General features: G+C 75.2%; 10 protein-coding genes. 3 read left to right on the forward strand and 7 right to left on the reverse strand.

The window, feature by feature from the left end; genetic code table 11:
- Window positions 1-129: 129 nt before the first annotated feature.
- Window positions 130-1827, reverse strand: a complete 1698-nt coding sequence (locus ACFYWL_RS00790; RefSeq protein ID WP_386965530.1) for an FAD-dependent oxidoreductase — start codon at window positions 1825-1827, stop codon at window positions 130-132.
- A 139-nt stretch (window positions 1828-1966) separates the two neighbouring features.
- Here ACFYWL_RS00790 and ACFYWL_RS00795 point away from each other — a divergent pair, with 139 nt between their 5' ends.
- Window positions 1967-3082 carry an LCP family protein gene (locus tag ACFYWL_RS00795; RefSeq protein ID WP_386965532.1) on the forward strand — a complete coding sequence of 372 codons (1116 nt, stop codon included), beginning with the start codon at window positions 1967-1969 and terminating at the stop codon, window positions 3080-3082.
- Between the two features lie 6 nt (window positions 3083-3088).
- On the opposite strand, the gene ACFYWL_RS00800 is transcribed toward ACFYWL_RS00795, so the two are convergent.
- Window positions 3089-3937 (reverse strand): LysR family transcriptional regulator, encoded by an 849-nt coding sequence (locus ACFYWL_RS00800; protein ID WP_386965535.1) that lies wholly within the window; start codon window positions 3935-3937, stop codon window positions 3089-3091.
- 92 nt (window positions 3938-4029) lie between these two features.
- Between ACFYWL_RS00800 and ACFYWL_RS00805 the strand changes: the two genes are divergently transcribed.
- Window positions 4030-4761 (forward strand): SDR family oxidoreductase, encoded by a 732-nt coding sequence (locus ACFYWL_RS00805; RefSeq protein ID WP_386965538.1) that lies wholly within the window; start codon window positions 4030-4032, stop codon window positions 4759-4761.
- A gap of 55 nt (window positions 4762-4816) precedes the next feature.
- On the opposite strand, the gene ACFYWL_RS00810 is transcribed toward ACFYWL_RS00805, so the two are convergent.
- The 4 genes from ACFYWL_RS00810 to guaB form a co-directional block, all read right to left on the reverse strand.
- The gene (locus ACFYWL_RS00810) at window positions 4817-6274 is read right to left on the reverse strand and encodes a M1 family metallopeptidase (RefSeq protein WP_386966684.1); all 1458 of its coding nucleotides are present in this window, start codon (window positions 6272-6274) and stop codon (window positions 4817-4819) included.
- 236 nt (window positions 6275-6510) lie between these two features.
- Complete coding sequence (locus ACFYWL_RS00815; RefSeq protein ID WP_386965540.1) at window positions 6511-7926, reverse strand: M1 family metallopeptidase; 1416 nt, start codon at window positions 7924-7926, stop codon at window positions 6511-6513.
- A gap of 164 nt (window positions 7927-8090) precedes the next feature.
- The gene (locus tag ACFYWL_RS00820) at window positions 8091-9209 is read right to left on the reverse strand and encodes a GuaB3 family IMP dehydrogenase-related protein (RefSeq protein ID WP_074472577.1); all 1119 of its coding nucleotides are present in this window, start codon (window positions 9207-9209) and stop codon (window positions 8091-8093) included.
- A gap of 40 nt (window positions 9210-9249) precedes the next feature.
- Entirely contained in the window at window positions 9250-10812 is a 1563-nt protein-coding gene (gene guaB, locus ACFYWL_RS00825) for an IMP dehydrogenase (RefSeq protein WP_043965660.1), read from the reverse strand.
- Window positions 10813-11045: 233 nt separating this feature from the next.
- Here guaB and ACFYWL_RS00830 point away from each other — a divergent pair, with 233 nt between their 5' ends.
- Window positions 11046-11450 (forward strand): DUF5319 domain-containing protein, encoded by a 405-nt coding sequence (locus tag ACFYWL_RS00830; protein WP_043965658.1) that lies wholly within the window; start codon window positions 11046-11048, stop codon window positions 11448-11450.
- Window positions 11451-12077: 627 nt separating this feature from the next.
- Here the strand turns inward: ACFYWL_RS00830 and ACFYWL_RS00835 are convergent.
- Window positions 12078-12899: a response regulator transcription factor gene (locus ACFYWL_RS00835; RefSeq protein ID WP_386965544.1), complete on the reverse strand. Its 822-nt coding sequence runs from the start codon at window positions 12897-12899 to the stop codon at window positions 12078-12080.
- Window positions 12900-13097 lie beyond the last annotated feature (198 nt).

A 13097-nucleotide genomic window follows, 5' to 3' on the forward strand; every position in this document is an offset into this window, starting at 1 on the left:
CCTACCGACAGTCACCCCCAGCCTCGGCGCGGACCCCGCCGCGCGCCCGGCGCGGCCCCGCGCGCCCGCCGGCGGTGGTGGTGAGAAGGGGACCCTTCTCTACCGTAGGCGTTAACAAGGGGCCCTTCCTTACGCGCGGAGCGCGCCGGGGGCGTCCGCCGGCACGGCCGGGCGCGCCGGCGGCACCGCCGCCACCCGCCGGTACGCCTCCCCCAGCGGCGGCCGAGGATCCGCCTCGCCCCGGTTGGGCCAGAACGACATCGCCCGTTCCGCCTGGGCGGTGATGGTCAGCGACGGGTTCACCCCCAGGTTCGCCGACACGGCCGCCCCGTCCACCACGTGCAGCCCCGGGTGCCCGTACACCCGGTGGTACGGGTCGATCACCCCGTCGGCCGGGGTGGCCCCGATCACGGCCCCGCCGAGGATGTGCGCGGTGATCGGGATGTCGAACGGCTCGGTGAGCGACCCGCCCGGCGTGCCACCGATCTCCTCGGCGAGCAGCCGCGCGGCGGCGTTGCCGGCGGGGATCCACGTCGGGTTGGGCGCGCCGTGGCCGGGGCCGGCGACCAGCCGCCGCCCGAGCGGGCCGCGCCGCCAGCGGGTGGTCAGCGAGTTGTCGGCCGACTGCATGACCAGCGCGATGACGGTGCGCCGCGACCAGTCCCGGACGGTGAGCATCCGCGCGGCGAGGCGGGGCTGGGTGAGCAGGCCGACCAGCCAACGGCGGGCCCGGTACGGGCCGCCGTCGACCAGCAGCGACTGGAGCAGGCCCATCGCGTTGGAGCCCCGCCCGTAGCGGACCGGCTCGATGTGGGTCTGCGGGTCGGGGTGGAACGAGCTGGTGATCGCCACCCCCTCGGTGAAGTCCAGCCCCTGCGCGCGGGCGGGCCCGGGTGGCACGGACGCGCCGAGGATCGCCTCGGAGTTCGTCCGGGTCAGCTCGCCGAGGCGGTCAGACAGGTGGGGCAGCGCGCCGGTGGCCTTCATCTCGTGCAGCAGCCGCTGGGTGCCGAGCGCCCCGGCGGCGAGGACGACCTGGTCGGCGTGCCACACCCGGCGGCGTCGGCGCAGCCAGGCCCCGGTGCGGACGGTCTCGACCCGGTAGCCGCCCCCGTCGGCGGGGCGCACCGCGGTGACGGTGGTCAGCGGGTGGACCTGCACGCCGAGCCGTTCGGCCAGCCACAGGTAGTTCTTGACCAGGGTGTTCTTCGCGCCCTGCCGGCAGCCCGTCATGCACGCGCCGCAGTGGGTGCAGCCGGTGCGCTCCGGGCCGACGCCGCCGAAGTACGGGTCGGCGACCCGCTCCCCCGGCCGGCCGATGTGCACCCCGACGGGGGTGGGGTGGAAGGTGTGCCCGACCCCCATCCGGTCGGCGACCGCCCGCATCGCGGCGTCCGCCCGGGTGTGCAGCGGGTACGTGGTGACCCCGAGCATCCGCTTCGCCTGGTCGTAGTGCGGGGCCAGCTCGGCCCGCCAGTCGGTGACGTCCCGCCACTGCGGGTCGGCGTAGAACGCGTCGAGGGGCTCGTAGAGGGTGTTCGCGTAGACCAGCGAGCCGCCGCCGACCCCCGCGCCGGAGAGCACCAGCACCCCGCCGCCGGTCCGCCGGTCGGCCGAGCGGAGCAGGGTGATCCGTTGCAGGCCGTAGCAGCCGAGCCGCGGGGCCCACAGGAAGCGCCGCAGCCGCCACGACGTCTCGGGGAACTCGTCGTCGGCGAAGCGCCGCCCGGCCTCCAGGACGCCGACCGAGTAGCCCTTCTCGGCCAGCCGGAGCGCGGTGACGCTGCCGCCGAAGCCGGACCCGATGACGAGCACGTCGTACCGCATGGACGCATCATTACCGACGGGTAGCTCTCGCGCCACAGCCGGTTTTCGCGGGACCATGCACCCCGCCGCCGGTGATCCGCGGCTCAGCGGCCGCAACCCGGCGCGGCCCTCAGGGCGTTGTAGGGGCGGGGGTACGGACATGGCCGAGCAGGCGGGGACCCGACGCCGACGGTGGCGGGCGGGGCTGGCCGTCGTCGCGGCGGCCGTCGCGCTGGCGGTCGGTGGCACGGTGGCGGCCCGGCTGGTCGCCGACCGGCAGACCGAGCGCGGGGCGGGGCGGGTCACCGCCGCCCCCACGCCGTCGCCGACGCCGAGCCCGACGCCGCCGCCGGGGGCCGACGTCACCGGGCCGCTCAACCTGCTGCTCGTCGGCGTGGACACCCGGGTCAGCGTGCCCGGCTGGGAGCCGCACGGCGACGCCGTGCTGGTGGCGCACGTGCCGGCGGGGCTGGACCGGGCGTACCTCTTCTCGCTGCCCCGGGACCTCCTGGTCGACATCCCGGCCTACCCGAAGGCCGGCTACGCCGGCGGGCGGACCAAGCTCACCCACGCGATGAGCTACGGCAGCCGGGTGCCGGGCCAGCCCAAGAAGCCGAGCACCCCCCAGGGGTACGAGCTGCTGCGCAGCACCGTCAGCGGCTACACCGGGCTGCGCTTCGACGCCGGCGCCGTGGTCACCTTCGGCGGCTTCGACAAGCTGGTGGACGCCGTCGGCGGGGTCGACCTCTACGTCGACCAGCGGACCGTCTCGCTGCACCGGCGGCCGGACGGCCGGCACCGCGAGGCCGCGCCGGGCGGCGGCGGCTACGTCGGCCCGCAGATGGTCTACGACAAGGGCGAGCGGCACCTCAACGGCTGGCAGGCGCTGGACTACGCCCGGCAGCGCTACGGCCTGAAGAACGGCGACTACGACCGCCAGCGCCACCAGCAGCAGCTCATCCGGGCCATCGTGGCGAAGATGCAGGCCGAGAGCCTGCCCCGGCAGCCCGACCGGGTCGAACAGGTCGTCGGGGCGCTCGGCGACACCCTCGTCTACGCGGGCGGGCCGCGGATCGTCGACCTCGCGTACGCCCTCGGCGGGCTGCCCGCCGACCGGCTCGTCCTCGTCGGCCTGCCCGGCGAGGGGGTGGGCAGGGGCAGCGGCTACCGCGGCGAGCAGCTCGAGCCGGTCGGCCGGAAGTTCCTCACCGCGCTGAAGGAGGGCCGGGCCGAGCAGTACCTGGCCGACCACCCGGAGCTGGTGGTCAAGAACTAGGCCCGGCTAGAGGCCGAGCGCCGTCCGGATCAGCACGGCCAGCGCCCGGGACCGGCTGTGCGGCGGCCAGGCGATCAGCGTCGTCACGCTCGGCGCGTCCGACACCGGCACGGCGACGATGTCGCGGCGCAGGTGGGTCCGGCACGACTCGGGCAGGACCGCCGACGCCCGGCCGAGCGCGATCAGCTCGTACAACTGCGCGTGGTCGCGGACCTGCGGACCGGGGCCGTCCGGGTAGCTGCCGTCGCGGCGCGGCCAGCGCGGCAGCGGCAGGCCGGGAAGGTCGGCGACGTCGGCCTCCCGCAGCTCCGCCCGGCCGGCGAGGGGATGCCCGGCCGGCAGGAGCACCACCTGCCCCTCCGTGCGCAGTTCCTCGGTGTCGAACCCGACGGCCGAGTCGAACGGCCGGTGCAGCAGCGCCACGTCCGCCCGTCCGTCGCGCAGCAGCCGCTCCTGCTCGCCGATCCCGCACAGGTGCACGTCGACGGCGACCGCGCCGGGTTCGGCGGCGTAGGCGTCGAGCAGCTTCGCCAGCAGCTCGCTGGACGCTCCGGCCTTGGTGACCAGGACCAGGCCGGGGTGGCCGGTCGCGGCGCGGGCGGCGCGGCGGGTGCGGCGGTCGGCGGCGGCGACCGCGTCGAGGGCGGCCCGGCCCTCGACCAGCAGCACCGAGCCGGCCTCGGTCAGGGCGACGCTGCGGCTGGTGCGGTCCAGCAGCGTCACCCCGAGCCGCCGTTCGAGTTGCGCGATCGCCCGCGACAGCGGCGGCTGCGCGATGCCGAGCCGCTGCGCCGCCCGCCCGAAGTGGAGCTCCTCGGCGACGGCGACGAAGTAGCGCAGCTCCCGCGTCTCCATGCCCCCACCGTACCCGCGTCGATACCCGGCAGGTATCGCTGCCCACTCAACAGGTGTTGGTGGCCCGGCCGGGGCGGGCCAGGATCGACCGCATGAGCGAAGCGAAGATCGCGCTGGTCACCGGCGCCAACAAGGGAATCGGGTACGAGATCGCCGCCGGCCTGGGCGCCCTCGGCTTCAGCGTCGGCGTCGGCGCCCGGGACGGGCAGCGCCGGGAGACCGCCGTGGCGAAGCTGCGCGCGGCCGGCGTCGACGCGTTCGGGGTGCCGCTAGACGTGACCGACGACGCGAGCGTGACCGCCGCCGCCGCGCTGGTCGAGGAACGTGCCGGCCGCCTCGACGCGCTGGTCAACAACGCCGGGGTGACCGGCGACCGGGCGCAGTTGCCCACCACCGTCGACCTCGCGGTGGTGCGGGCCGTCGTGGAGACGAACGTGCTCGGCGTCATCCGGGTCACCAACGCCATGCTGCCGCTGCTGCGCCTGTCGGCCTCGCCCCGGATCGTGAACATGTCCAGCAGCGTCGGCTCCCTCGCCCGGCAGTCCGCCGCCGACAGCGAGCTCACGACGGGCCCGATCGCCGTCGCGTACTCGCCGTCGAAGACGTTCCTCAACGCCGTCACCGTGCAGTACGTCAGGGAGCTGCGCGGCACCAACATCCTGATCAACGCCGCCTGCCCCGGCTACGTCGCCACCGACCTCAACAACTTCCACGGGGTCCGTACCCCGGAGCAGGGTGCGGCGATCGCGATCCGGCTCGCGACCCTGCCCGACGACGGCCCGACCGGCGGCTTCTTCGAGGACGCCGGGGTGGTGCCCTGGTGACGACGTGACCGGGTGACGGGTGGGCGGCGTGGCCGGCGGGCGGCGCGCCCCGGGGTCAGCGGGCCGTCGGGCGCTCCGGCCGCTCGGTGCCGTAGAGCCAGGCGTCGAAGAGCGCGTCGAGCTGCTTGCCGGAGACCTGCTCGGCATGGGCGACGAAGTCGGCGGTGGTGGCGTTGCCGTCGCGCCGGTCGGCCGCCCAGCCCTGGACGATCCGGAAGAACGCCTCGTCGCCGACGGCGGTGCGCAGCGCGTGCACGGTCATCGCGCCCCGCTGGTAGACGGAGTCGCCGAACAGGTTCGCCACCCCCGGCCGGCCGGGCGGCGTCCGCCACAGCGCCGCCGACGCGCCGAAGTACTCCCCGTCGAACGACTGCTGCGCCGTCCGCCCGCCCCGGTGCTCCTCCCAGAGCCATTCCGCGTACGTGGCGAAGCCCTCGTTGAGCCAGATGTCGCTCCACCGGGCCAGCGCCACGCTGTCGCCGAACCACTGGTGGGCCAGCTCGTGGGCGACGACCCCGGTGTTCTCGCCCCGGCGGAAGAAGGTGGCCGAGTAGACCGGGCGGCTCTGCGTCTCCAGGGCGAACCTGATGCCCGCCTCGTCGACGACCACCCCGCCGTACGACTCGAACGGGTACGGCCCGAACACGCCCTCCAGGTAGTCGGCCACCTCGACGGTGCGGGCGATCGAGGCGTCCGCCGCGCCCTGGGGCAGCTTCGTGGTGACCGCGCTGAACACCGGCCGTCCCTTGTGCTCGGCGCGGGTCACCCGGAAGTTCCCGATGGCCAGCATGCTCAGGTAGCTGGCCATCGGGGACCGCTCGGCCCACTTCCAGGTGGTCCAGCCGGCGCGGGTGGCCTTGCCCACCGGCACCCCGTTGCTGACGGCGGTCAGCCCCTCGGGGACGGTGATCTCGAAGTCGTAGGCGGCCTTGTCGGACGGGTGGTCGTTGACCGGGAACCAGGTGCTCGCCGACTCGGGCTGGCCGAGCGCCACCGCGCCGTCGGAGGTGTGCCGGAAGCCGCCCTCGCCGAGCGCCTCGTTGGTCAGCGGCTTCGGCGTGCCCTCGTACCGGATCTCGGCGGTGAAGCCGTTGCCGGAGGTCAGGCCGGCGGCGGGGGTGACGACCAGCTCGTCGCCGTCGCGGGCGTGCCGGGCCGCGACGCCGTCGACCGTCACCCCGCGCACGGTGAGCCCGGCCAGGTCCAGGTTGAACGCGGACAGGTTTCCGGTGGCCGTGGCCTGGACGGTGGTGGTGCCGGTGAGGCGGTCCGCCGCCGGGTCGTAGCGGACCTTCACCACGTACCGGGTCACGTCGTACCCGCCGTTGCCGTACCGGGGGAAGTAGTCGTCGCCCACCCCGGCCGCGCCGGGCTTGAACTGCCGCGACGCCGTCGGCGCCGGGGTGGCCTCGCGGGCGGCCGGCTCGGGCGTCGCGGAGCAGGCGGCCAGCCCGAGCGCGGCGGCCAGCAGCAGCCCGGCGCGCGGGCGCAGGCCCCGCAGGCGCGGCGGCATCGCCTCCAGGCGCAGCGTCATCGCGTCGTCCCTCCCGGCGGAGGCCCCCCGGCCCGGCGGCGGCCCTCGGCCCGCCCGGCCGGCCCGGCTCGTCCGGGCCGCTCCACCCGCGGCAGCCTACCGAGCGCGGGCGCGGCCCAGGGCGGCGCGGGCGCGCTGGCCGCCGGCGGCCCGGGCGCGCTGGCCACCGGCGGCCCGGGGGCGCTGGCCACCGGCGGCCCGGGGGCGCGTGCCGCTCAGGGCAGCGCCGGCGCGGTGCCGCCGGCGAGCCAGGCGTCGAGCAGTGCGCCCAGCCGCCGGCCGGAGACCCGCTCGGCGAGGGCGACGAAGTCCGCCGTGGTGGCGTTGCCCCCGCGCCGCTCGGTGGTCCAGGCGCGCAGGACCCGGAAGAAGACGTCGTCGCCGAGGGTCCGCCGCAGCGCGTGCACCGCGAGCGCGCCCCGCTGGTAGACGGCGTCGCCGAACATGTTGGCCCGGCCCGGGTCGACCGACGGCTGCGACCAGTCCGTCGCGGCGTAGCGGGCCGCGACGGTCTGCTCGACGCTCCGGCCGCCGTCGTGCTCCAGCCAGAGCCATTCGGCGTACGTGGCGAAGCCCTCGTTGAGCCAGATGTCGCTCCACCGGGCCAGCGAGACGCTGTCGCCGAACCACTGGTGGGCCAGCTCGTGGGCGACCACGCCGGTGTCGGGGCGGCCGGAGCGGAAGAAGCCCGGCCCGTAGACGGGGCGGGACTGGGTCTCCAGGGCGTACGAGATGCGGCCCTCGGCGAGCGCGATCCCGCCGTACGAGTCGAACGGGTACGGCCCGAAGCGGTCGGCGAGGAAGTCGACGACCTCGCCGGTGCGGGCCAGCGAGGCGGCGGCCGGCCCGTCGGCGGGCAGGCTCGCCGCGACGGCCGTGACCATCGGCTTGCCCCGGTGGGTGCCGGTGGCGACCCGGTAGTCGCCGATCACCAGCGTGCTCAGGTAGCTGGCCATCGGGGCCCGCTCGGCCCAGCGCCAGGTGGTCCAGCCGCCGGCGCTGGCGCGCCCCGCCGGCACGCCGTTGCCGAGCGCCGCCAGCCCGTCGGGGACGGTGATCTCGACGTCGTAGGTGGCCTTGTCGGACGGGTGGTCGTTGACCGGGTACCAGGTGCTCGCCGAGTCGGGCTGGCCGAGCGCCACCGCGCCGTCGGCGGTGGCGAGGAAGCCGCCGAGGCCCAGCGTGCTGCTCTCGACCGGCTGCGGCACCCCCGCGTACTCCACGTCGACGGCGAAGCGGACGCCCCGCGCCAGGCCACGCGCCGGGGTGACCACCAGTTCGTCGCCCTCGCGGGCGTGCCGGGCCGGCGCGCCGTCGACGCGGACCGCGCCGACAGTCAGGCCGGACAGGTCCAGGTTGAACCGGGACAGCCCGGCCGTCGCGGTGGCCGTGATCATGGCGTGCCCGGTGAGCCGGTCGTCGGCCGGGTCGTAGCGGATCCGCAGCCGGTACGCGGCCACGTCGTAGCCGCCGTTGCCGCGTCCGGGCACGTACGGGTCGCCCGCGTCGGCCGCCCCACGGCGGGCGCGGTCGGCGTCCGGCGGCGTCCCGGTGCAGGCGGCGAGCGCGCCCGCGACGAGGCAGGCGGCCAGGACGGCGCGGCCGACCGGTCGTCTTCCTGTGCGGACCATCGCTCTCCCTCGCCCGTCGGGGGCGAGCCTAGCCGACGCCGGACGGCAAAAGCCCGCAAAACTGGCAACAGGCCCACACTCGGCCCCACCCGACGAGTTCGGCCCCGCCGCTTTCCCGCGGCGGGGCCGTTCCACGTGCCCTCCGGGTCGCCCCGGACGCAGGATCAGCGGTCGAGGACCAGGCCGACCTTCTGGAACTCCTTGAGGTCGCGATAGCCGCACTTGGCCATCGCCCGGCGCAGCCCACCGAACAGGTTGAGCTGGCCGTCCGGCTCGTCGGCCGGGCCGAACAGCAGCCGCTCCATCTCCCCGAGCGGCTCGCCGGCCACCTCGAACGCGCCGCGCGGCAGCGACGGGTGGCTGGCCGCCGAGTGCCACCACGCGCCGCCGGCCGGTGCCTCCGCGCACAGCGACAGCGGCTCGCCGAGCATCACCGCGTCCGCGCCGCAGCCCAGCGCCTTGGCGATGTCGCCGGAGGTCTGGATATCGCCGTCGGCGATCAGGTGCACGTACCGGCCGCCGGTCTCGTCGAGGTAGTCGCGGCGGGCCGCGGCGGCGTCGGCGATCGCGGTGGCCATCGGCACCCGGATGCCGAGCACCGACTCGGTGGTCGACCAGCCGTCGCCGCCGATGCCGACGATCACGCCGGCCGCGCCGGTGCGCATCAGGTGCAGCGCCGTCTTGTAGTCGGTGCAGCCGCCGACGATGACCGGCAGGTCGAGGTCGGCGATGAACTCCTTGAGGTTCAGCGGCTCGTCGGTGGTGGAGACGTGCTCCGCCGAGACGATCGTGCCCTGGATGACCAGGATGTCCACGCCCGCGTCGAGGATCACCGGGGCCAGCGCCAGGGTGTGCTGCGGGGAGACCCGCACGGCCACCGTGCCGCCGCCGGCGCGCAGCTCGCGGACCCGCTCGGCGATGAGGTCCGGGCGGATCGGCTCGGCGTACACCTCCTGGAGCCGCTTGGTGGCGCGGGCGTCCTCGCCGAGGCCCGACAGCTCCTCCAGGATCTTGGTCGGGTTCTCGTACCGGGTCCACAGGCCCTCGACGTTGAGCACGCCCAGCCCGCCGAGCTGGCCGAGCCGCACGGCGGACGCCGGGCTCATCGTCGCGTCCGAGGGGTGTCCCACGCAGGGGATGCCGAACTGGTACGCGTCGAGCTGCCAGGTGGTGGAGACGTCGTCGACGTCCCGGGTGCGGCGGCTCGGCACGATGGCGATGTCGTCCAGGTGGTAACCGCGCTGCGCGGTCTTGCCCAGGCCGATCTCGACCACGTCACGCATGGTGGCTCCAGGTGGTGTCGGGGGTGGTGGGGTCAGCGGGTCAGCGGGAGTGGTAGTTCGGCGCCTCGACGGTCATCTGGATGTCGTGCGGGTGGCTCTCCTTGAGCCCGGCCGCGGTGATCCGGATGAGCTGGCCGCGCCGGTGCAGCTCGGGGATGCTCTCCGCGCCGACGTACCCCATCGCGGCCCGCAGCCCGCCGATGAGCTGGTGGGCGACGGCGGCGAGCGGCCCCCGGTAGGGGACCTGGCCCTCCACGCCCTCCGGGACCAGCTTGTCCTCGGCGAGCACGTCCTGCTGGAAGTAGCGGTCCTTCGAGTACGACTTGGCCTGCCCCCGCGACTGCATCGCGCCGAGCGAGCCCATCCCCCGGTACGCCTTGTACTGCTTGCCGTTGATAAAGATCAGCTCGCCGGGGCTCTCCTCGCAGCCGGCCAGCAGGCTGCCGAGCATCACGGTGTCGGCCCCGGCCACGAGGGCCTTGGCGATGTCGCCCGAGTACTGGATGCCGCCGTCGCCGATGACCGGCACGCCGGCCGGGCGGGCGGCCCGCGCCGCCTCCATGATCGCGGTGATCTGCGGCACGCCGACCCCGGCGACGATCCGCGTGGTGCAGATCGCGCCCGGGCCCACCCCGACCTTCACGCCGTCCGCGCCGGCCTCGACCAGGGCCTTCGCCCCGGCGTACGTGGCCACGTTGCCGCCGACGATGTCGATCGTGACGTCCTTCTTGAGCTGCCGGACCATGTCCAGCACCGCCCGCTGGTGGCCGTGGGCGGTGTCCACGATGATCACGTCGACGCCCGCGTCGACCAGCGCCCGCGCCCGCTTGTACGCGTCCTCGCCCACGCCGACGGCGGCGGCCACCCGGAGCCGGCCGGCGTCGTCCTTGGTGGCGTTCGGGTACTGCTCGCTCTTGGTGAAGTCCTTCACGGTGATCAGCCCGCGCAGCCGGCCGGAGCCGTCGACGATCGGCAGCTTCTCGACCTTGTGCTGACGCAGCAGGGCCAGCGCCTCGTCCTTGCTGACCCCGACCGGGGCGGTGACCAGCGGCGTGCGGGTCATGATCTCGCGGACCGGGGTGGCCGGCTCGGAGACGAAGCGCATGTCCCGGTTGGTGACGATGCCGACGAGCTGGCCCTCGCCGTCGACGACGGGCACGCCGGAGATGCGGTAGCGCCCGCAGAGCGCGTCGACGTCGCGCAGGGTGTCGTCGGGGCTCGCGGTCACCGGGTTGGTGATCATGCCGGACTCGGAGCGCTTCACCAGGTCGACCTGGAGCGCCTGGTCCTCCAGGGAGAGGTTGCGGTGCAGCACGCCGATGCCGCCCTGGCGGGCCATGGCGATCGCCATCCGCGCCTCGGTGACCGTGTCCATCGCGCTGGACAGCAGCGGGACGGTCAGCTCGACGTTGCGGGTGAGCCGGGTGCGGGTGTTGACCCGGCTGGGCACCACGTCCGACTCGCCCGGCTGGAGGAGCACGTCGTCGAAGGTGAGGCCGAGCGGGACCACCCGGGCCGAGCCGGCGGGCAGCTCCGGCAGGTGGCCGCCCAGCTCGCCGGTGTCGGCGCCGGCCGGAAGATCGATGCTGGGCGAATTGTCCACGATTGCTCTCCTGAGCTGGGTCGGGCGGGCTTCGGCGAGGCGGCGCGCGCGGACGTCCGGCGCGCGCCGGGTGAGGACGCGTCACTGTCATCGTACCCATCGGCCCAGGCCGGCCCCGCCGGAGCCGGGCCAGTGGACGACGCTGCGTGACGCTCACCCCCGCCGAGGCCGACGCGGGGTGACCGGCCGGACGGGGGCGGGCGTCCGGCGGGCGTGGGGTCTACGGTGAGGGGGTGCACGACGAGCCCATCGACCCGTTCAACGGCGACCCGGCCGATCCGGCGGCGGAGCTGCACGACCCGGCGGACGACGACACGCTCGACCCGCTGACCGAGGTCGAGCGGCAGGACGTGCTGGAGGACCTGGCCGACCTGGAGATCTACCAGGCCCTGCTGGCCCCCGTCGGCGTGCGAGGGCTGGTCATCGAGTGCGAGGACTGCCGCGAGCCGCACTACTTCGACTGGGACCTGCTGCGGGGCAACCTGCGCCACCTGCTCAGCTCCGGCCGCCCCCGCGTGCACGAGCCGGCCTACGACCCGGACCCGGACCACTACGTCACCTGGGACTACGCCCGGGGATACGCCGACGGCGTGCACGACACCCTCACCGAGGGCACCGACGACGACCCGACCCCCTAGGGTCCCACCCGACTCGGGTGCCGGGCTTGCTCAAGCACCCTCAGCCGCCACCCCCTGAGGCCGCCGCCCCCCGGAGGCCGCCGCCCCCTGGAGCCGCCACGCCTCTGGAGCCGCCACGCTTCTGGAGCCGCGATCCCACCGACCACAGCCCGTCACGATCGCTAGGGCGGCCCACCGCAGCCCGCGGCCTGACTCTGCGCAAGGTCCGCCAGACTCCCCCACACATCGCCCCTTCCCTTTGCTCTGCACCCACCCACGCATCACCAGCCCTGAGCTGGCAATACGGGCATCGCCGCACGGCACGCACCCACCATGGCCGGATACCCAGCGTGAGACGTTGCGTATCTGGGTGCAGAGCAAAGGGAGCAGCCGGGATGGTGCTGCCAGGCAGGCAAATCACGCGGCGTTACCGGCCGGGGCGCATGAACGACAACGGACAGCGCCGCCCAGTGGCCTCGATCGCCCGGCCGACCAGCACGCCCGCCCCACCGCCCCAACCGACCAGGCCCCGCCTGGCCGCAAGGCCGCCCGGACAGCCCGACGATCTTGCACTTGCGGCCCGGGCATAAGCCACGAAACCGGCTGATCGGGGGCCGCGAGTGCAAGATCGCCGCGGCGGGGTGGGGGTCAGGTGACCAGGCCGGCGCGGAAGCCGGCGGCCACCGCGTGCGCGCGGTCCCGGGCGCCGAGCTTGCGGAACAGCCGGCGGGCGTGCGTCTTGACGGTGTCCTCCGAGACGAACAGCTCGCGGCCGATCTCGGCGTTGCTCTTGCCCTCGGCCATGCCGAGCAGCACCTGGAGTTCCCGCTCCGTCAGGCCGACCGCGCTCCGGCCAGCCCTGGTCGCGGCGGGGCGCTGGCCCGCCGCCGCCGGGGTCTCCCCCTCGCCGCCCGCCTCCACCTCGTCGTCGCCGCGCTGCACCGGCACCACTGGCGGCGTACCGCCGGGCGGCTCCTCGGGGCCCGCCGGCCAGGCCGGGCCGGACGTGGCCGGAGGGCGGCCGGCCGGGGCGGGGCGGGCGGACCCGCCGACGGAGGCGGCGTCGCGGGCGGGGTCGGTCACCCGGCTGCGGGCGGCGCGGCCGGGGGCCGAGAGCAGCAGCAGCGCCTTCGCCACCGCGCTGGTCAGGTCGTGGTCGGTGCCCTGGATCAGCCCTCGCGCGCCGGCACCGATGGTCGCGGCGGCGGCCTCGGCCTCCTCCGCCCCGAGCAGCAGCACTGCGGCCTGCGGGGCGCGGGCCAGCACCCGCCGGACGAAGCCGGCACTGTCCGGCCGGGTGAGGGCCGTGTCGGCGAGCACGACGTCCGCCGGGCCCTCCGCCAGGCGCAGCATCACCTCGGGATCGGAGACGGCGGTACGGACGGCGGCGGACAGTCCGAGCCGCGCCGCCGCGGAGTTCAGTTGCTGCGCGGCGAGCGGTGTCCGAACGCACACGAGGACGGTACGCACTGTGGTCTCCTCTCCGACCCCGAGCAGACCATGGGGAGGTGGCGTCGGGTGGGCGTTCCCGGCAATCCTTCGAACTTTTCCGACAGTTAGTGCATATCAGTCAGGTTGTCCGACCTTTTCGATCACAGACGTGTGAGCGGGAGCCGGGCGGGGTATCGGGGAGCCCGAGCCGGAAACGGTGCGCCAGCGCGGCCGCCG

It is taken from the genome of Micromonospora sp. NPDC002575, assembly GCF_042889525.1.
GTDB lineage: Bacteria > Actinomycetota > Actinomycetes > Mycobacteriales > Micromonosporaceae > Micromonospora > Micromonospora carbonacea.